This is a genomic window from Actinomyces sp. HPA0247 (genome assembly GCA_000411415.1).
GTDB lineage: Bacteria > Actinomycetota > Actinomycetes > Actinomycetales > Actinomycetaceae > Pauljensenia.
The window spans coordinates 80,680-100,698 of sequence record KE150452.1 but is presented as its reverse complement, the minus strand read 5'-3'; the positions used below and the strand labels follow the sequence as shown (position 1 = coordinate 100,698).

General features: G+C 63.5%; 18 protein-coding genes and 1 riboswitch. Of the genes, 5 read left to right on the top strand and 13 right to left on the bottom strand.

All coding sequences use genetic code 11. The features are described from left to right. Position 1 precedes the first annotated feature (1 nt). From HMPREF1478_RS08565 to HMPREF1478_RS08550, 4 genes are all read left to right on the top strand, one after another. Positions 2–802: a DUF881 domain-containing protein gene (locus tag HMPREF1478_RS08565; RefSeq protein ID WP_016461676.1), complete on the top strand. Its 801-nt coding sequence runs from the start codon at positions 2–4 to the stop codon at positions 800–802. A 101-nt stretch (positions 803–903) separates the two neighbouring features. Further along, complete coding sequence (locus tag HMPREF1478_RS08560) at positions 904–1,338, top strand: FHA domain-containing protein (protein WP_016461675.1); 435 nt, start codon at positions 904–906, stop codon at positions 1,336–1,338. A gap of 1 nt (position 1,339) precedes the next feature. Continuing rightward, the gene (gene ftsR / locus HMPREF1478_RS08555) at positions 1,340–2,107 is read left to right on the top strand and encodes a transcriptional regulator FtsR (RefSeq protein ID WP_016461674.1); all 768 of its coding nucleotides are present in this window, start codon (positions 1,340–1,342) and stop codon (positions 2,105–2,107) included. Between the two features lie 112 nt (positions 2,108–2,219). Beyond that, complete coding sequence (locus HMPREF1478_RS08550) at positions 2,220–2,771, top strand: MerR family transcriptional regulator (RefSeq protein ID WP_016461673.1); 552 nt, start codon at positions 2,220–2,222, stop codon at positions 2,769–2,771. A 76-nt stretch (positions 2,772–2,847) separates the two neighbouring features. On the opposite strand, the gene HMPREF1478_RS08545 is transcribed toward HMPREF1478_RS08550, so the two are convergent. Together HMPREF1478_RS08545 and HMPREF1478_RS08540 are read right to left on the bottom strand one after the other, a co-directional pair. Next, a complete protein-coding gene (locus tag HMPREF1478_RS08545; RefSeq protein WP_016461672.1) occupies positions 2,848–4,362 on the bottom strand; it encodes an Hsp70 family protein in 1,515 nt (504 codons plus the stop codon). A 33-nt stretch (positions 4,363–4,395) separates the two neighbouring features. Then, positions 4,396–5,139 (bottom strand): phosphatase PAP2 family protein, encoded by a 744-nt coding sequence (locus HMPREF1478_RS08540; protein WP_016461671.1) that lies wholly within the window; start codon positions 5,137–5,139, stop codon positions 4,396–4,398. Between the two features lie 164 nt (positions 5,140–5,303). On the opposite strand from HMPREF1478_RS08540, the gene HMPREF1478_RS08535 reads away from it, so the two are divergent. Next, positions 5,304–5,669, top strand: a complete 366-nt coding sequence (locus tag HMPREF1478_RS08535; RefSeq protein WP_016461670.1) for an RNA polymerase-binding protein RbpA — start codon at positions 5,304–5,306, stop codon at positions 5,667–5,669. On the opposite strand, the gene HMPREF1478_RS08530 is transcribed toward HMPREF1478_RS08535, so the two are convergent. From HMPREF1478_RS08530 to HMPREF1478_RS08480, 11 genes are all read right to left on the bottom strand, one after another. Continuing rightward, positions 5,670–6,452 carry a polyprenol monophosphomannose synthase gene (locus HMPREF1478_RS08530; RefSeq protein WP_016461669.1) on the bottom strand — a complete coding sequence of 261 codons (783 nt, stop codon included), beginning with the start codon at positions 6,450–6,452 and terminating at the stop codon, positions 5,670–5,672. Between the two features lie 19 nt (positions 6,453–6,471). Beyond that, positions 6,472–8,091, bottom strand: coding sequence for an apolipoprotein N-acyltransferase (gene lnt, locus HMPREF1478_RS08525; protein ID WP_016461668.1), 1,620 nt, complete (start codon positions 8,089–8,091; stop codon positions 6,472–6,474). Positions 8,092–8,106: 15 nt separating this feature from the next. Further along, complete coding sequence (locus tag HMPREF1478_RS08520; RefSeq protein ID WP_016461667.1) at positions 8,107–10,830, bottom strand: DEAD/DEAH box helicase; 2,724 nt, start codon at positions 10,828–10,830, stop codon at positions 8,107–8,109. Positions 10,831–10,871: 41 nt separating this feature from the next. After that, positions 10,872–11,810, bottom strand: coding sequence for a helix-turn-helix transcriptional regulator (locus HMPREF1478_RS08515; protein ID WP_016461666.1), 939 nt, complete (start codon positions 11,808–11,810; stop codon positions 10,872–10,874). Further along, on the bottom strand, positions 11,803–12,735 hold the full coding sequence (locus HMPREF1478_RS08510; protein WP_016461665.1) for a helix-turn-helix transcriptional regulator: 933 nt from the start codon (positions 12,733–12,735) through the stop codon (positions 11,803–11,805). Before HMPREF1478_RS08510 ends, HMPREF1478_RS08515 begins: the two co-directional genes overlap by 8 nt. A gap of 49 nt (positions 12,736–12,784) precedes the next feature. Continuing rightward, the gene (locus tag HMPREF1478_RS08505) at positions 12,785–13,828 is read right to left on the bottom strand and encodes an ABC transporter substrate-binding protein (RefSeq protein ID WP_016461664.1); all 1,044 of its coding nucleotides are present in this window, start codon (positions 13,826–13,828) and stop codon (positions 12,785–12,787) included. A gap of 11 nt (positions 13,829–13,839) precedes the next feature. Beyond that, entirely contained in the window at positions 13,840–14,613 is a 774-nt protein-coding gene (locus HMPREF1478_RS08500) for an ABC transporter permease (RefSeq protein ID WP_016461663.1), read from the bottom strand. 56 nt (positions 14,614–14,669) lie between these two features. After that, a riboswitch (FMN riboswitch) is annotated at positions 14,670–14,799 on the bottom strand. A 107-nt stretch (positions 14,800–14,906) separates the two neighbouring features. Beyond that, positions 14,907–15,569, bottom strand: coding sequence for a ribulose-phosphate 3-epimerase (gene rpe, locus HMPREF1478_RS08495; RefSeq protein ID WP_016461662.1), 663 nt, complete (start codon positions 15,567–15,569; stop codon positions 14,907–14,909). A 10-nt stretch (positions 15,570–15,579) separates the two neighbouring features. Next, entirely contained in the window at positions 15,580–17,052 is a 1,473-nt protein-coding gene (locus tag HMPREF1478_RS08490) for a transcription antitermination factor NusB (RefSeq protein WP_016461661.1), read from the bottom strand. After that, entirely contained in the window at positions 17,049–17,993 is a 945-nt protein-coding gene (locus HMPREF1478_RS08485; protein WP_016461660.1) for a methionyl-tRNA formyltransferase, read from the bottom strand. The genes HMPREF1478_RS08490 and HMPREF1478_RS08485 overlap by 4 nt, the downstream gene beginning before the upstream one ends. A gap of 34 nt (positions 17,994–18,027) precedes the next feature. Further along, positions 18,028–20,010, bottom strand: coding sequence for a primosomal protein N' family DNA-binding protein (locus tag HMPREF1478_RS08480; RefSeq protein WP_016461659.1), 1,983 nt, complete (start codon positions 20,008–20,010; stop codon positions 18,028–18,030). Positions 20,011–20,019: the final 9 nt, after the last annotated feature.

The following is a 20,019-nucleotide window of genomic DNA, read 5'->3' as shown; positions in this document are numbered from 1 at the left end:
CATGAACGAGGAACCCACGACAGCTCCCTCAAACGACGAGATAGCTAAGGAACGCACTCGCGCGCATGGCGCCCATCGCGAAGAACGCGTCCACCCCCGTTTGTGGACGCGCGCTCGCCAAGCATTCTTCGCGCTTCCCCGCGGACTCCATGTCGTGATGCTCGTGATCTTCATGATTCTTGGATTTGCCCTGGCGACTCAGGTGCGCGCACAACGCTCGGATCCGCTTGAGGGCCTCTCGGAACAGGATCTCGTGACTGTTCTCGATGAGCTCAGTACGCAGGAGCAAAACCTGCGCAACCGACGAAGCGAGCTGAGCAGTGAACTTGACGACCTGCGCAGCGCGGCCAGCGATGCCGACGCTCGCGAGCAGGCGACACGTAAGGCGCAGACTCAGGCGCAAATTGCAGCAGGCACCGTCGCTGTGCACGGTCCCGGTGTGACGGTGGGCGTGACAGATCCCGGCGCGAACCTGACAGCTACGCAGTTCGTTCAGACTCTGGGGGAGCTGCGCAACGCCGGGGCCGAGGCCATCGAGCTTAACGGCGTGCGTCTGTCAACGCGTTCGGCCTTCACCGGCCAGGCTGGCGCGATCGTCGTTGACGGAACCCCGATCGCCTCACCATATACGTGGAAGGTGATCGGCGATGGTCAGACGATCGCGACGGCACTCGATATTCAAGCGGGCTCAGCGGCGCAAATGCGCGCCAAGGGGGCGACGGTGACGATCACGCCTGTTGATGATCTATCGATTTCGTCGACCGCCACTCCGAAGCCCCCGCAGTTTGCTACCTACGGATGAGGACGTTGGTTGTGGGCGTTTCACCCTGGCGTTCCCGCGCCTGATACAAGGCAAACGTTTACACTTATCAGAGTCCATCTTCTTACTTATTGGAGCGCACAATGTCTGACAACCAGCCGTTCGATCCGACTGCAACCTCAGTTTTCGGCTTGGCGCCTGTGGTTGATGAGGTCGAAGAGGCACCCGTTGCGCTGTCCGCTCGTGATCGCGAAGCAGTGGAGGCGCTGCCTGCAGGCTCGGCGCTGCTCATTGTTCAGCGCGGGCCGAACACGGGTGCGCGTTTCCTCCTTGATCCAGAAGTGACCAATGCCGGTCGCTCTCCCAAGGCTGACATCTTCCTTGATGATGTCACCGTGTCGCGTAAGCACTGCCAGTTCATCGCATCCGAGGGCGGGCACATCGTGCGCGATTCGGGTTCCCTCAACGGCACGTACGTCAACCGTGAGCGCGTCGATTCCATCGCGCTGCATGCCGGTGATGAAGTGCAGATCGGAAAGTACCGCTTGACCTATCAGCCGTCGACCAAGCAGGCCTGACGTGTCCGCAGCCGTTGCGCATGCGCGGGCGGTGCCCTCATCTCGTGAGGCACGCTCATGGCCGCACGACGTCGATCACAGCCCTGAGCTGTCGATCGGCCGCGTTGTCGACGCGCTGAAGGAGGAGTTTCCTGCGATCTCGCTGTCTAAGGTGCGCTACCTGGAGAGCGAGGGGCTAGTGACGCCCGCGCGTACGGGTTCGGGCTACCGCAAGTACTCGGCCGCTGATGTGGAGCGGTTGCGCTACGTGCTGACGGAGCAGCGTGACTCTTTCACTCCGCTCAGCGTGATCCGCACGCAGCTCGATGCTCTCGATGCTGGGCATACACCGGCCAAGCGCAGGGTGGCCCAGGTCGTCTCGTCTGAGGGACAGACCGTGTCGCTGGGCGGACGTCGGGCTATCCCTGCTGCCGACTTGGCTGACTTGACGGGCGTCGATATGGAGACGCTCGAACGCTACACGCGCCTGGGGCTGATTACGCCGGATCTGGCTGGATACTTTCCTGCACGCTGCGTTCAGACAGTGTCTGCAATTGCGCGGCTGGAGTGCGCTGGTGTCGACGTGCGCGTGCTGCGTGCGGTTCGTCAGGGTGCCGAGCGTAGCGCTGACATTATCGATCAGACCGTTTCCTCGCAGCGGGGACGAGGCCGTGGCGCGGACCGCGAACGGGCGCGTGCTCGGGCGGTTGAGCTGGGAGAGCTGTTCGCCGAGCTGCATCGTGAAATGTTGACGGTTGCTGTGTCAGCACTCGCGGACGATGGTGACTAAGTCTCATGTTGAACATGAAGGTTAGACTCGCCGCTTCGGTCATTGACCACCGTTCATCGGTGCTCTACCGTAGTCCTGTTCTCATCAAGTACCACCTGCAAGGAGCCCGACAGTGAGCGCAGAAGCGAACGCCGTTAGCCGGCAAGGCATGCTTTTCGGCGACCCGCTCGAAGGCCTTGATACCGACGAGATGGGCTACCGTGGCCCGGTTGCATGTAGCGCCGCTGGTATCACCTATCGTCAGCTCGACTACTGGGCTCGCACCGGCCTTCTCCAGCCGTCTATCCGCGCTGCACGCGGTTCTGGCTCCCAGCGCCTCTATTCCTTCCGTGACATCCTCGTTCTGAAGGTCGTGAAGAAGCTTCTCGATGCGGGCGTGTCGCTGCAGCAGGTGCGCGTCGCCGTGTCGTCGCTGCAGAACAGGGGAGTCGACGATCTCGCATCGATCACCCTGATGAGCGATGGGGCCTCTGTGTACGAATGCACGTCGACGGACGAGGTGATTGACCTCCTTCAGGGCGGCCAGGGTGTTTTCGGCATCGCCGTGGGTCGTGTCTGGCGCGAGGTTGAGGGGTCTCTTGCCGAGCTGCCGCTTGAGCGTTCGGAACCGGCTTTCGTCGACGAACTGGCGGAGCGACGTCGCTCCAAGCTTTCTGCATCCTGACGAGACCGAAACGACGATAAGGTGTGGGGGCCATGCTCAGCCTGGCCCCCACACCTTTGTCTTGCGTCGGTGAGGATTAGCGGCGCCCGAGCGGGCGGCTCACTGTGTACGACGACTCGACGTCGGTGATCTCAACGGTGACTAGACCGTTCTCATCGACGATGTAGGACTCTTCGATGAGGGGCCCATCATCGGTGCGTACGACGGGGATCGTGGTGAGGTCGATATCGTCGCGACGCAGCGCTCGATCGAAGGGAACGATAACCTCGCCGTAGGGCTGTAGGTCGCCGCGCGGCACCCCGGCCTCGTCGAACGACGAGTACTCGACGAAACGGAAATAGCCGATGTTGTGTGCCGCCCGGTAGCGGCGCTTGATGGTCAGTTTTTCTCCCGGGGCTAGCTCTGTGTTGGGCTCCAGGAGGGTATCGAAGGAGATGAAGCTTCCTGCCTCGCGCTCACGGAACACGCCAACGCCGCGCGAGAGTTGTTCGCGCACGGTGTATGCGGCCTCGGGATCAGCACCGATGGCAAGTCCAATTGCTGTCGATGCTGCGGTGTGTGGCGACCGGTGGACACGGCGCCCAAAACGCGACCGCAGGATGCGCGCCACGAGCGGAAGCTGCGAGCCACCGCCCACAACGTAGAGACCGGCGATGTCTCCGCCCAGCTGACCGACGCCTGAAGCATCGGGAACAAGGAGCGGTTCCATGGCGGCGACGGTTGAGTCGACGAGGGGAGTGGCAGCCTCGTAGAAGTCAGCGACGGGGATAGTGACGGGCTCGCCGTCAACGGAGACGGTAATGAACTTCGTCGAGGGGGAGAGGGTCTCCTTCGCATCGCGCGCGTCCTCGACGAGGCGTTCCCACGCCTCGTCGCCGAGCTTGCCGGAATCAGTGCCAGCTGCCGCAGCGAGCCGGTTAGCGAGCACGACATCGAAATCGTCCCCACCGACCATGTTAAGTCCGCGCGATCCCATGACCTCGTGCAGGGTTCCTGTGGCCGACACGATCGATGCGTCGAATGTGCCGCCGCCCAGGTCGTAGACGAGGATCGCGGTGCGCTTCGAGTTGAGCGTTCCCGCGTGACGGTGGGTGTACTCAAAGCCTGCGGCGGAGGGCTCGTTCACCATTGCGAGGACGTCCCAGCCAGCGCGTCGGAAGGCCTCGAGGGTCAGGAAGCGTTGCGCAGACCATGCGTGTGCGGGGACGCCGACTAGAGCCTCAAGTGGCTCGGAAGCAGGCAGGGAAGCAACGGAAGAGTTGGTGCGCAGCTGACGTGCGACGTAACTGAGGAAACCGGTGAGCGCGTCGAGGATCGAGATGCTGTGGTTGCCCAGGCGCAGAGTGGATGTGTCAGTCACCGACGGGTCGGAGAGCAGGCGCTTGAAAGAACGCAGGTGAGGAGCGCCCTCGCGGGCTGCATCTTCTGCGTCGAAGCCGTAAACCAGGTGGTCGCCGTCAAGCGCGATAATTGACGGAACAAAATCGACCGTATCGTCGTTGTTGTTGACAAAAGAGACGATGGGATAGTTTCCCCGGTCAACGATAGCGATCGCGGTGGTCGTGGTGCCAAAATCAACTCCGAGTCTCATGGCATCCACCCTAGCGTTTATTGAGGGGCGCTCCTAGGACGTCTCGCCGGTTGTTCGCACATTCCTGGGTAACGCCCTGTTCGTAATGGTGACAAAGAGCCAGGCAAGCAGGAAGTACATGCAGCCTGCAATGGCGTCAACCACATAATGATTGCCAGTTGCGACGATTGTCACGATCGTGATGGCGGGATGAAAAGCGAGAAGGAGTCGCGCCCACCATGAGCGCCACACATATGTTCCGAGCATGACGGCAACCCATATGGACCAACCCGTATGCATCGATGGCATCGCACCGTAGGGATTGGCGAGCGTACCGAACAGTTGTGAATAGGCTGATGTGTGAGCGGCGACGGCGTCGACGAAGCCGAGATCGGGGACGAGGCGTGGGGGAGCCAAGGGGTAGGTCCAGTATGTGATGAGCGCGCCGATCGTCATGATGACGAGTGTCCAACGAGCCCGGCGGTAAAAGGCGGGGGCCTTGCGCCAGAGGACGACCAGTGCGAAGCCGGTCATTGCAAGGAACGAAACCGCGTACTGTGCAGATGCGAGCGAGGCGAGCAGCGGGTGGGCGATCAGCCATGCGTTGGCCGAACATTCGATAAAAAGGCCGATGCGCGACTCGAATGCGGCGACGTCATGCGCATGGGATATGGCGACGGACTCGGGAGCCTTAGCCAAGAACGAGAGGACGGAGTAGGCAAGGCACGCCAGTGAGAGAGCGATGACCTCACGAAGAGCAGGGGTGTGCTGGGAGCGTACTTGTCGGTCCGTCGTCATGACAGCAACTGTACCGCGTGCTCGGAGAGGGGTCGATAAAGAAAAACGGACATAATGTACATTATCGGATCGTGGGGATGGGGCGGCGACGAGGCCGTGAGCGCATTCCGCTTGACGTGTCAGATAGAATGGTTCCGTTTCTTATCTACGTCCAGGAGGCTGTTATGGCTGACCGCGCACTGCGTGGCATGCAGATCGGTGCGAAGTCCCTCGAATCCGAGGACGGCGTTGTCTTCGCCGACCGTTTCATTGTTCGTTATGCGTGCCCGAACGGTCATGAGTTTGAGGTCACGCTCTCCAGCGAGGCGACGGCCCCTGCAACCTGGGAATGCAAGTGTGGCCAGCAGGCCGATCTGATCGGCGAGACCGTCGAGGACGAGGAGAATAAGCCCGTTAAGCCTCAGCGCACCCACTGGGACATGCTGCTCGAGCGCCGTTCCATCGAAGAGCTTGAGGTCGTTCTCTCCGAACAGCTCACCGCTTACCGTGAGGGCCGCCTGCGGCCCGAGGGCTCCTATCGGAAGGGCTGATTACTTCGAGAACACTCGACGGGCGGCTTGGGTCACGCGACCCAGGCCGCCTTTCGTGACCATCACGAGCTCCTCAACGAAGATGGATGAATCCAGCTTCGACTCGCCAGCGATGCGCTCGTCGAAGGTGATGGGCACTTCGGCGATCACCGCTCCCAGAGATCGTTCGAGTTCGGTCATTTCCACCTGGAATCCAAAGCCGGTGGTCGCTACCCGATCAAGGACCTCGTTCTCCTGTAGGAAGGCGGCGCGGTGCAGGCGCAGACCTGCCGTTGCGTCCTTCACCGGTGTACCCAGGCAGAATCGGACATAATAATTGCCCGCCTTTGAGAGCGCGACGCGCTTGTGAGACCAACCGTTAATACGTCCGCCCGGGACCCATCGTGACCCGATGACGAGGTCCGGTTGATCGGGTCCGGCCATGCGCGTCAGCAGCTTCGGTAGATCCACTGGCCGGTGTGAACCGTCCGCGTCCATCTGGAGAATGAACGGGTACTCGTGCTTGATGCCCCAGCCCATACCGTCAACGTAGGCGGTGGCGAGGCCGGATTTGGCAGGTCGATGGAGGATGTGTAGGCGGTCCTCGTTCTGTCGGCGAGAGTCAACCCACTCCCCCGTCCCATCCGGCGAGGAGTCATCGACGATAAGGATGTGCGCGTGGGGCACATGAGACCAGATCTGCGTCAGAATGCCTGGAAGCGTCTCCATTTCGTTGTATGTCGGGATCACAATCAGGGTGTGGTCCCCCTGCGGAGAAGGAACAAGGCGCTCAGAAACAGTCATGGGTCACATTTTGCCGAACTTAGTCGTGCGATGCACGCCTGGCGCGCGCTCGGGCCCTGATACGTCGCCCGACAACCGTGCCAAGGGCGGACAAACAGATGACCAGTGTGGCAGCCATGACGATGTTCGGGATCCTCTCCCCCGCTCGCGCGGTCAACGTCAGCGACGTACGAAGTGGAATATCGGCGGTGAGTGTTGTCGCCTGCTCGGTGCCGGTTTGCTGCAGGATCGAACCATCGGGACGAATAACGTAGGAATGGCCCGTCGTCGATGCCTGAATAGCGCTGCGCGAGTACTCCATCGCTCGCATGCGTAGGAGCTGGCCCTGCTGCGCGGACTCTCCTGAGGACCGGAAATGATAGTTGTTTGACGGGACGATGATGGCTTGGCCGCCGCGAGCGACACCGTCGCCAATCACCATGGGATAAGCCGCTTCGAAACAGATGCCGACCGTGAGGGGGACGTCGCGTCCATCGCGTGCGTGCACCGTCATGAGGGGTGGCTCCACCCCCGCTTCCATGTCTCGGCTTGACTGTGCGACTTCGGTCGCGAAGGACGCGATGAATGCACGGAACGGAATGAATTCACCAAAGGGGACGGGAACGTGTTTCGAGTATCGAGCCGATTCCTCCAGCCCCTGACCGGGCTCCCAGATCGCGAGCCAATTTTTGACGCGATCACTTTCATTGAGGTTCGTGTAGCCGATCAAGACAGGTGCGTCGAGCGCCGTGGCTGCACGATCGACTGCCTGTCCGATCGCAGGGAACGCGAGCGGATCACGGTCGACGGAACCTTCGCCCCAGATCGCCAGGTCGAGAGGGTGTTCAACCACCTCCGGGGAGCTCGCGAGCTCGAGGGAGGCGCGCATGTTGTTGCCGGTCACCTCGCCCTCACGCTTGTAAGCCTGTGCACCCGGCAGCGCAATGTCACCTTGGACGACACCGATCCGTAGCATTCCGTTCTCTGCCTGGTTCGGCAGCGTCAGAGCGAGGGGCGCGACGTATGCAGCCACAACGATAACGGCGAGTGCTGGACGCGAAAACCAGTGCTCGCGAATCAGTGACGCATCGCGAGCCGCGAATGCGCGGCGAACGAGAACTGCGAGCGCGATGACAACCGCAGTGATCAGTGTCGTTCCGCCGTACGGGGCGAGGCGCCCGAGGGAGGAATCCACCTGAGGCAGCGCCACGGAGCCCCAGGGAAAGCCCGACCAGGGCCACCGGGAGCGCGCGGCATCGACACCGGCCCACGTGAGGGCAAAGAGCAATGCCTGGATGATCGGACCACGCGCCCGTGCCCACAGCTGCGTCCACCTCGCGAAGAGCGCCCAGGCCATCAGGAACAGCGTCTGCACAAACGCAAGCACAAACCACGGGGGCGTCGTACCAACGGCGAGCGGAATCCAGTCGATGAGCGGAATCCAGAAACTCATACCGAACACAAACGTGACCGTCAACGCCCGTGGTGCCCTGGCCTCGTCGATGCGCGAGATGTACAGCGCCAGTGCGGGTACCGACAGCCACCACCATCCCACCGGCGCAAATGACGCGTACAGCGCGAGGCCCGCGACCGCAGCGATGAGCGAGTCACCGCACACGTGCGCAAACGAGGCGCGCTGCAAGATATCGTGATGCCCCACAAGCCCTCCAGCTCTCTAGATAGTCGACCAGGCCACGATACCGCGACCGATACGGTCCTTCGCAGCCTCGGCCTTGCGCGTCAGTTCGTTGCTCGACGCGGCGGACGCGATCTGCCCGAGACAATCCATGACCTGGCGCATCCAACGGACGAAATCGCCGGCCTGAATCGGCGTTGCATCGATCGCCGTGGCCAGCGTCGACCCGTGCGCCCAGGCGAGCGTCGCCGCCATGAGACCCGCGTCCAGGCTCGGGGTAAGCTCGCATCCGCATGCTTTCTCGACACGATGCACGCGCTCAAGGATCGCGAGGCTCTCGTGCCAAGCCTCCTGAAGGCGAATGCCAACCCCTGAGGGTGCGAGCTGCTGAGCATCGTCGTCGGAGCGAGAATCGTAGACAAGCGCGGACACCATTGAGGCAAGCTCTGCCTCATCGAGCTCGTTCCACGTGCCCTCATTCATCGACATGGCCACCACCAGGTCACGCTCGCCAAAAATCCGACGTAAGCGCTGGCCCGCATCGGTGACCTCGTCGCCAGTGAGGAAACCGAGGCGTTCGAGTACACCGCAGACGCGGTCAAACTGAGCTGCGACCGACCCTGTCTGGGAGTCGATGGACGAGCGGAGACGGTCAATCTCGCGCGCCACGCGTGCCCACTGGGCTCCCGCCCGAGCGTGTTCCTCACGATGCGGGCAGCGGTGGACCGGATGCTGGCGCATCGCAGCGCGCAGCGCGCTCACCGGATCAGAAGCATCCGGCGAACCGGTAGGGATCTCATAGAGTCCCTTGGACAACCCGGAACGCAGCTCACCGGCGATACGCGTACGTTCCTTCGTCCGGCGCAGCGCGGAGCCCCCCGGGATCGACATGTGGCCGACGACGACAATCGTCCCTCTCACGTCTTCGGGAGCAAGGGCGCGCCACGTGGAATCCTCACCGATGACGGATACTTCCACACGGCCCGAGGCGCTGGTGGCCTTCGCGCCGACAACGCACAGGCGGGACTTGCGCCCTCGCGTCAGGGCGAGAACATCTCCCGGGCGCACCCCGGACAGGACGCGTCGAGACTCGTCGCGCGCCTCGCGCTTGCGCGCTCGTGCCCCCGATTTTTCTGCCTGACCGAGCTGGTCACGCAGGGTGAGGTACTCGCGGACGTCACCGTGCGTGCACGACAGGTCCTCGACCATCGCGTCTCGCTGCGCCTCCAGCTCGGACAGCCGCGACGCGAGCGCAACGACGGCGGAATCCGCCTGATACTGCGCGAAAGACGACTCCAACACTCTGCGTGTTTGGGCGCGCGTTGAGCGTGCGAGCAGATTGACGACCATGTTGTAGGTCGGCGTGAACGCAGAAATCAGGGGGTACGTGCGCTTGGAAGCGAGGGCAGCGACTTCCTCAGGTGCCACTCCCCCGCGGTGCGAGACGACCGCGTGTCCTTCGGTGTCGATGCCGCGGCGGCCCGCACGTCCGGAGAGCTGCGTGTATTCACCGGCAGACAGGGAGACATGCGCCGAGCCGTTCCACTTCGTCAGCGATTCGATGACGACCGTTCGGGCGGGCATGTTGATGCCGAGCGCCAGCGTCTCAGTCGCGTACACCATTTTGACGAGGCCCCGCGAAAACAAATGTTCGACGGTCTCTTTCATGAGGGGCAGCATGCCGGCGTGGTGGGCTGCGATGCCACGCATCAGACCACGTTTCCAGGACTCGGCTCCCAGCACGATGGCATCCTCGGGCGGCAGCAACGCAATGACCTCGTCGACGTAGCTCTCTATCTCAGCTGCCTCGGAACGCGTGGTGAGGGTGATGCGGGTGGAGAGGATCTGGCGCACGGCATCCTCGCATCCCGCCCGCGAGAAGATGAACGTGATGGCGGGCAGCAGCTGCGCACGGTCGAGCGAAATCAGGGTCGAGGGGCGCGACTCGCGACGCACCCGGACCTCGCGGTTCCACGAGCGTGAGCCGCGCCCGCCGCGCATCCCGGAGTCTCGCGTTGCCGCCACGAGCTCGGGATTGAGCTTTCCTTTACCGGTGGGCGCGTACAGGTCAAAAATGTCCTCGCCGACGATCATGTGCTGGTAGAGCGGGACGGGGCGCTTCTCCGAGACGATGATCTCGCAGGTGGAGCGAACCTCACGGATCCACGCGCCGAACTCCTCGGCGTTCGACACCGTGGCCGACAGCGCGATGATCGCGACGTGAGCGGGCAGGTGGATGATCACTTCCTCCCACACCGGGCCGCGCATCTTATCCGCTAGATAGTGGACCTCGTCAAGGATGACGACGCCCAGGTCGGTGAGGGGCGTGCCCGCATAAATCATGTTGCGTAGCACCTCGGTTGTCATGACGACGATCGGCGCACTGGAGTTCACCGACGTATCACCAGTTGCGAGGCCGACGTTGTCCGCACCGTACAGGTCGCACAGCTCCAGGTACTTCTGGTTCGACAGCGCCTTGATGGGAGTCGTGTAGAACGCGCGCATGCCCCGCTCGAGGGCGACGTATGCACCGAACTGCCCGACGATGGTCTTGCCTGCACCGGTGGGTGCGGCGACGAGGACCGAATTGCCGGCTTCGACGGCATCCAATGCCTGAACCTGGAATGGATCAGGAGTGAAGCTGAGCGTCGACACCCATCGGGCACGCAGCGAGGCGGCCGCCTGAGCATCGGCTTTGTAGGCGGCGTAGCGCTGGGCTGCGCTGCCCACCCCCAGGCCGACTTCCTCCTCGCGCTGTGCCATGCTGTGCGTATCACGGGTACGGTGTCGACGTCGTTTCGGGCTCACGATGCATCCTCTCGGGTCCACTGCGACAAGACGGTGCGCGCGTACTGCGCGGCGGCCGAACGCATATCCGGCGTGACAGTGCGCAGGTGTGGGGCGATGTCAATGAGGAGACTCAGGCCCCACTGTTCATTCCAGACAGGCAGGGTGATGCGGGCTCCCCCACTGGTAAGCTCTGCCGTGATGCGACCGTCATATTCATCGGCGATCCAGCGTGCGTCGCGATCAACCTCGAGCGTCCAGGTCGGTGCTTCTTGACGCACACGACGAGGCTCCTCAACGCGTCGACCTTCCCCGCGCACGTCACTGATCGACGCGACAGCGAAGCTACGCGCCTGCCCAGCACGCGTACACCAGCCGCGCAAGAGCCATCCGGTCGCGGTCGCCTCGAGCGACCACGGATCCACGACGCGCCGCGTCTGGACGCCCGAGGCAGACACATAGGTGAAAGACACGCGTTCTTCGCGCATGAGCGCATCACGCAGGGTCTCCAAGCTCGCACTCGACGACGAGGGAGAGGAAATCGCTTCCAGGTATTGTTCCCCGTCCGATTCCTTCAATCCGCCCAGAGCACAGACAACGAGGGCGGCGTGAGGGACGTGGGCGGCAAGATCGGCACCCAACAACGGTGTCATCGCAGACAGACCGATCAGGAGAGCCTGTGCCTCAATCGCGGACAAGCGCAGCGGGGCTGAGGCACCCAATGTCGAGCGAAGCGTCACACGTTGTTCTCGCTCGTAGAGCTCCCAATCCACCTCAAAGGAAGCGCCGGGCAGCGAATCGCCGACGGAGGCGAGATACTCGACATCGCGACGCACCTGTCGGCGGGTGCGGTGGAAGTGCGCAGCGATCTCATCGACGGTCGAGCCGGAGTGCTCGCTCATCCAGGCCACCATCGACGCCAGACGGACGACTGCTAGCTGAACGTTCTCAGGCATGGTCGTCCCCCCACGCGGCGGCTGCGTGCAGGCGCGTGAAGACGGCCTCGCGCAGAATCTGTGGAGAAATGACCACGACGTCGGCAGCCAGTGGGAGAATCCGAGCGATCCACGTGCCCAGCTCGGCGCCTTCCAGGCAGACACACTCCCAGCCTCGCCGAGGCAAGCCCCCTTCCTCGGGCTCTCCCCCGGCCTCGTAGCCGTGAAGAATCGTCCGTGCGGGGCAGCCCGCGCGTACGTCGACGACGGGAGAGACGAACGAAGAGACACGAGGAGGGGTACGCCCCTCGGGAGGAAGCGATGCGTCCCCCGACTCCCCCACGAAGGACACCTGTGAGCGGATGCGTGAGACGCGGAACGTACGCTCGGCGTTGCGGTCGAGGTCCCAGCCCCACAGGTACAGTGCTCGGCCCTGAACCGACAGTGCCCACGGGTCCACCGAACGCTCCGTCAGCTCCCCAGACCCCGGGTACTCGAAGCACACCACTCGGCGTTCACGGATGGCCTGCGACAGAGTGGTCGCAGCTCCGAGGCCAGTGAGCCCAAGGCGAATCATGGGAGCGGAGACATCTTCGGAGGAAGCAGCAGCAGCTTTTGCGTCGATGGCGTCGGCGAAAAACTCGCTGCTATCCCACGCGCGCGCGGCCAGTGACATGAGAGCACGGTCGGCGCTCGTCACTTCAATTCCGGGCGCGAACGAGTCCCACGCAATGGAGTAGCGCTCCCCCGCGTGAATCGTCATGTGGGCGCCGGCGTCGCGCAGCGCATCCTTATCGCGCTGGAACTGGGTCTCAAACGCGTCGTCAGCAAGTCCCTGATAGCCCGGAAGGGCCCGCAGCTGTGTCTTGGTACGCCCGGGACGCGCGCCGAGGAGCTCCACGAAAAGCTCAAGGACGCGCACGTTGGCGTTGACGGCGGTACTCACCTGCCTACCCTACGTGACACGCGCGCGTCCCGAGCATACGGCGCACCGGTTAGGACTGAGGCGACGGTGAATCGTCGGCGCTCACGTAGTCGTTAGTCGCCAGGGCTGTCGCATCCACCGACCCCTCGAGCTCACCGAGGGAGGCAAGGAAGGACACCATCTGCGCCCACGTGGCGAGATCCTGCTTGCCCGTCGCGCGGCCGGTATCGCCCAGCCAGAGAGGAACGGTCGCGGTCAGAACAGCGTTGGCTGCGGACAACGTGGACTCATCGGTCAGCGAGGTGTCCCACGGCTTCGTCGCCTCGATGGCGATCTGTGGATCCGCGGCGATATCGTTCATCGCCTTGGTCGTCGCCGCAACGACTGCGCGAGCCTGATCCGGGTGCTCCTGCGCCCACTTGTGCGTCGTGATGAAGGAGGCGCTCACCAGCGGCGTCGACGTGGGATTTAACGTGATTTCGCGGATCTCGAGGCCAGCAAGACGCATCTGCACGGCGTCATTATTCGTAAAGCCCACAACCGCATCGACCTGGCCGGAAGCGAGGGCGGCCTGCTGCGTGTAGCCGATCGGCGAGATCGTCACGTCCGACTCACTGAGTCCAGCTTCCTGCATAGCGGCGCGCGTCGCGTAGTAGTTCGCGCCGTGCTCGCCCGGGATGCCCACCGTCTTACCCTTCAAATCAGCGAGAGAATTGATGTCGGAATCAGCCGGAACGATAACAGCGCCGGGATAAGACGCGTAATACTGGCCAATCGACACGATATCGAGGCCCTGCGAAGCGGCGACTGCTGCCTCGTCGCCCGAGGCGATGACGACGTCCTCCTCACCAGCTAGGAGCGCCGTGAAAAAGCCTTCGTGGGATCCGTGGTGACGAATCGTCGCACTGATACCGTTATCCGCGTACGTTCCCTGTGCGTCCGCAACGTACACGGGAGAGAACTGGATGTTGGGAATGTAGGTCAGGCCGATGGTGACGTCCGATTGACCAGACGTACCAGACTGGTTGGCCGACTCACCCTGCGTGCATGCCGCGAGGACAAGCGAGGCACACGCGCCGACGACCGCGGCACGAACAATGGTAGAAAGCTTCAAGAGATTCTCCTTCACTGCGTGATCTCATAACGCTTCGACCGCTCGATCCTGTACACGATCACGTACAGGAGAGTCGCCATCGAGCACAAAATAATAATGATGACGAACATGCCGGCGGTGTCTACGTTGTTTCTCATCTGAGTGAGTACCTGCCCGAGCCCGGAGCCACCCATGACCATCTCCCCGACAACAGCGCCCGTTACCGACAGGGCGAAGCCATTACGCAGACCACCCAGGATCGCAGGTGCCGCCAGGGGAAGCTCCATGTACACCGCCATCGTCCATCCCGTGGCCCCGTCCAGTGCAGCAGCTTCGAGAAGCTCACGATCGATATGGCGCAAGCCAACGACCGTCGAGACGAGGATCGGAAAGAAAACCATCAGAGCGCACAAGACGACGATGGACATGAATCCATAGCCGACCCACAGCACCAAGATGGGCGCGATAGCGATCGCGGGCAACGCCTGGGTCGCCCCGAGGAAAGGCTCGACGGCAGCGGCCAAAAGACGCGAACGATAGATCACATACGCGGAGGGCAAGGCGACAAGCGAACCGAGCAAACACCCGGCGACGGCCTCGGCACCCGTCACCGCGACCTTATGCCAGGTTGACGGAAGTGCCAGGATCACCGAACCCTTGGAGATGACAGACATGGGGTTTGGTAGGCGCCAGGCCTCGATGCCGGTCAGCGCGGTCGACAGCCACCACCCCGCCAGCAACAGGGCGAGGAAGATAATCGGTGCCGCGACGGTGAGAGTACCGCGAGGCTTGTTCCGAGTTGCCACGACTTACTTTCCGACACCGGGGGTACGCGCAGCACAGCAGACGCACGAATGCGCCTCATGCACTCCTCCCATCCGGACTTTCACCGTCGGTGCCGGAATTTCACCGGCTCAACCGTCCTCGTTCTGTGAGGGCGGGTCGCGGACTATCACCGCCGGTTCGGACTTTCACCGACCCCGGAGTACTCGTGTGTCATTGTGCCACCGCCGGGCGCACCGCGCGAGGCGTATCCGCTAGAGAAGAAAAGAGGCGGCCGGATGGGACCTCATCCCATCCGGCCGCACAGTGCTGTCGGTCAGTGGCTATGCGCGTTGGCGAGTTCACGCAGCACCTCAACCTCGTGGTGCGCGTCTTCCGCGCGGAACACTGCGGAGCCCGCGACGAAGTTGTCGGCACCGGCCTCGGCCGCTCGCTCAATGGTCGCGCGGGAAATGCCGCCGTCGACCTGGATCGAGACCTGAAGCCCTGCGGCATTAATCGCCGCACGCGTTCGCTCAATCTTCGGAATCATCTGTTCGATGAAGGACTGTCCGCCGAAACCAGGCTCAACCGTCATGATGAGAATCATGTCGAATTCGTTCAGGATGTCCACGAAAGGCGCGATATCGGTTGCTGGTTTCAGCGCAAGGCCGGCGCGCGCACCGATGCGGTGCAGCTCGCGCGCGAGGCGCAGTGGTGCCGCAGCTGCTTCAGCGTGGAAGGTGACGGACTCGCAGCCGACCTCCGCGTACTGCGGCGCCCAGCGATCCGGATCCTCGATCATGAGGTGTGCGTCAACAGGCAGGATGCCGGACTTTACGACGGCTTCCGCGACGGGCAGACCCCACGAGAGGTTGGGGACGAAATGGTTGTCCATGACGTCGACGTGAGCGATATCCGCTCCTGCGATCTTGGTGAGCTCACCGCGCAGATTGGCGATATCGCAGTTGAGGATCGACGGGCTAATTGTGGCGTTCATAACGCATATGCTAGCGCCTGCGCAGGCAAGCCACAAACATAAGATCCGTACCGAAACGGTGGTCCCACAGCTGCAGCGTACGGCCGTCGTAGCCCTTGATGATACCCGCAGAGGCCGGTACATCCAGCGCCTCGGGTGCGCATTCGTTAGCCAGCGCGACGGTGTCAAGCAGCTCGACCTCACCGCTTTCCAGTAGACGCGCGACCTGGTCACGTGTCTCGGCTGCATGGGGCGAGCACGTGATGTAGGTGAGGACGCCACCGGGGCGCGTCAGGGCGACTGCCCGGTCGAGCAGTTCGCGTTGGAGGACCGTTAGTTCTTCGACGTCTGCAGGGGTGCGATTCCACCGGGACTCCGGACGGCGACGCATGGATCCCATGCCCGAGCAGGGCGCGTCGACGACGACACGGTCGAAGGACGCCAGCGGCCATGCGCTGCGACCCCCGCCGAAAGTACGACCGTCGCCGCTCACGACCTCGATGGAGTCGAATTGGCGCGTCGTGCGCTCCACGAGGCGGGCACGGTGCGGGTGGACTTCGTTAGCGGTCACGCGCGCACCCACGCCGGAGGCGAGGCCAGCCAAAAGCGCGGCCTTGCCGCCGGGGCCCGCACACAGGTCGAGCCAACGTTCGTCAGACCCGCCCTCCAGCGGTGCGGATGCAGCGATAAGCGCCGCGAGCTGCGAGCCTTCATCCTGGGCGCCAGCGCGTCCATCACGAATCGAGGGCAGACGCGCGGGGTCGCCGGATTCGAGGAGGACCGCGTACGGAGACACGGCGCCCAGGGCAACGCGGGTGTCGAGGATATCCTCGGCCTCGTCTGCGAGCTCGTCAACGCTCATCAGCGACGGGCGGGCCACCAACGTGACCGTGGGAACCGCGTTATCGGCCACAAGGACGTCGATAAGCTCTTCCTCGGGATATCCGTGGGCCTTGAGGGCGTCGCGGAACGCGGCGACCATCCACGCCGGGTGTGAGTAGCGCACGCCGAGAGCCTCGTCCTCGTCGGCGATCGCATCCATGGCCGCCTCGCGCTCGCCAGGATCCTCGCGGGTGATTGAGCGCAACACAGCATTGACGAAACGGACAGGGCCGTCCGTCAGATGTTCGCGCGCGACATCCACGGTTGCCGACACAGCCGCGTGGTCGGGCACACGCATATCGAGAAGCTGGTGAGCACCCATGCGCAGGATGACGAGGGCGCGGGGATCGAGATCTGCAAGAGGACGATCGATGTGGCGTGCAATCACCCAATCGAGGCGCCCGATCGCGCGCAGTGTACCGTGGACGAGCTCGGAGGTGAAAGCGGCATCGCGGTCAGAAAAATGTCCGTCGCGCCGGGCCTGGCGCAGTGCCTTCGGCAAGATGATGTTCGCGAACGCACCCTGCGTCGCGACCTCGTGCAGAACCTCGTAGGCAATGCGACGAGGTTCGTCGGCTTTGCGTAGCTTGCGGTAGCCGTCCGCGTAGCGCCTCTCACTCATCGCTGATCCTCCAGGTCTCCACCGAGGCGCGCGTCGTCGGAAGGCCGCGCTCCCCTGGCCCAGGCGGCAGCGTCCATCCAGGACTTACCGGCTGGTGCCACCTTGCCGAGCACGAGAGCACCGCTCGTGCACCCCACGGTGACCTGCTTCTTCGTGACTTCAAGCTGCCCGGGTGCCAGATCATCTCGGTCCACGGGTGTTGCCTTGTCGAGCTTCATGCGGGCCCCACCGGGCAGCACCGTGTAGGCCCCGGGGTTTGGAGTCACAGAACGCATGACACGATCCTCGTGCGTGGCATCGTGCGTGAACGACACATAACCGTCGACGTGCTCGAGGCGACGCGCGTGCGTCACACCTTCCGAACGCTGCGCAGTAGCGGTTGCGCTGCCGTCAGCGAGCGCATCGACGACACTGAGCACCTGGGGCGCTCCAGCCTCGGCCATCGATGTGAGCAGCTCTCCCGCGCTCTCGTGTCCAATCGGAACTTCGACGCGTGAGTACACGTCGCCAGTGTCCAGTCCCTCCTCGAGATTGAAGACGCACGAGGCGGTCGTCGTATCACCTTCGCGGATCGCCCACTGGACGGGCGCCGCACCACGCCACCTCGGCAGGTCCGAGAAATGTAGGTTTACCCAGCCATGCGTGGGCATCGCCAGCACGTTCGGAGGAACGAGGCCGCCGTAGGCGACGACGACACCGAGGTCAGCCTGGACGCCCTCGATGCGCCGCGCGATGTCGGGAGTCTTGAGCGTGGTTGTCTCCAACAGTTCAACGCCACACGCTGCGGCTACTTCCGCCACCGGTGAGGGGTACATCGTCTTTCCGCGACCGCGTCGAGCCGGCGGACGCGTAATAACGAGAGCGACCTCGTGGGACGACGACAACAGGGCCTTCAGCGTGGGGACTGCGGCCTCCGGGGTACCAGCAAAAATAATGCGCACGGCCGCCAGTTTACGGCACTGGGCAGGCCCTCACTCAGAAGAGCTCCGGTGGGTTCACGCTCATTTTGACGAGCGGAACCTTACGTGCGCTGCGGGAACGTCGAATATCGGCAAGAACAGCTAGCATCGCCGGAGCTCCAGCCAACGGGGTACGAACGAGCGTGCGCACCTCGTTCTCCTCGCCCTCGCGCGTCGCCGGGCGCACGACCGTACCCACCAGTTCCGCGCCGCCCTCACGAATAACTTGCTCGGCAACTTGGCGTACCTGAGCTGACGGTCCGTCCAGAGCGACCATCGTCGTGGCCGGGAAGAAGCCAAGTGCCTCACGCTCATCGAGGAGCCGGTCAGCGTAGTCAGTGGGAGCCCAGCGCACGAGCGCCTGACCCAATGCGTCGGGAATCGTCCCCACGACGAGGCCGGGGTGACCTGGCCGGACGAGGGACAGCGCGTTGAGCCAGCGCCGAGCGGCCTCCTCCGGCGCCCATAGCTCGGTACGACCGGCAAGGGCATGGGCATCAAGGATGATGGCGGCAGCGTATCCCCCATCAACGTCTGGCTCAGCACCCGGTGTCGCAACGACGACCGTCGGACGTTTCGGCAGCTGGCGGCTGATCCTATGCGCGGCAGAGGATTCGAGCACGGAGGCATCGGGAAGGTTGCGTGCAATCTCCTCAGCTGTGCGCGTGGAGCCGACACGGGCTGCACGTAGCTCCGTGCCGGAGCAGTACGGGCAGCGCCACGAGACGGACGCGCGCGCACACCACGAACAGGTCACCTCTCCCCCGCGCACCACGGCGAGAGGGCCGGAGCAATGGCGGCAGCGTGCGCGCTCGCCGCAGCGGCGGCACACAACCGTCGGCCAATAGCCAGATGCAGCGACCTGGATGAGCACGGGGCCTTCGCGCAGACCCTGACGGATAATGCGCAGGGCGGCCTGGGGGATACGCAGATGGCCGCTCGCCCCCTCGCGTGCAGCCTCGGTCACCCCGTGCAGGTGGACGCGTGGCGTTGCGTCGCGCAGCGCATGCGGGAACGGATCGAGGCTGACCGCCCATCCGGAGCGAACAAGGGCCTGGGCCTTGACGGAACGAGCGTACGAGGTGACGAGAAGTCCCGCGCCCTCCACAGCGCAGCGCTGCACAGCAACATCAAGGCTGTCGCAGCGCGGGAACCGCCGCTCACGTAGTCGATCATCACCATCATCGCAGATGATGATGAGTCCGAGCTTCGTGCACGGGACCCACACTGCGGAGCGCGTACCGACGACGATGGGAACATGACCGAGTGTTGCGGCTGCGTGGATACGGTAACGCTCTTCGGGCGTGACTTCGCCGCCCGTCACCGCGACAGGCACGCCGAGGTCCTCCTCGAGATTTCGGGCGTATCGTGAGGCTTCCTCACCGGTGGACGTGACGATAATGACGCTACGACCTGACGAAACCGTCGCTGCAACGGCATCCGACAGACAGCGGCGCATGAGAGGGCGCAGAGCGGTCACGACCGCGCGAGGCGATTGACCAGACGAGAGCCGGTTCAGCAGGGCCTGGCCAGCAGAGTATGCTCCCCAGCCAGCGGAGACTGACGGAGCCTCCAGAGAAGGCCATGGTGGGGGTGTTTGCTCCAATACGTGCTTTTCAGCCCGTGCGTGCCGCGGAGGAATCGCGAGAGAAAGAACCTGCGAAGTCGTGGCAAGGAAACGCCCGGCAATACGCCGAGCAGTCTCATAGAGTGCGGGCGTCAACACCGGTATCGACGAGGCGACGGACTCAATATGGGCACTATCGTCGAGCATCTCGCGCTGGGTGCGCTCAACGATCCAGCCGTCAACGCGCGCGCCGGAGAAGCGCACCCGAACGAGTTGCCCGACCGTGGCCTCGTCGATCAACGTGTCCGGGACGACGTAGTCGAGCGGCCGGTCCATGTGAGGCAGATCGACGTCAACGAGCACGCGTGCGATCTCCACGCTGCGAGAGCGCGGCGGATCGAAACCGTCAAGCATGCCCTGTTGGGAAGTCATGATCCTAGT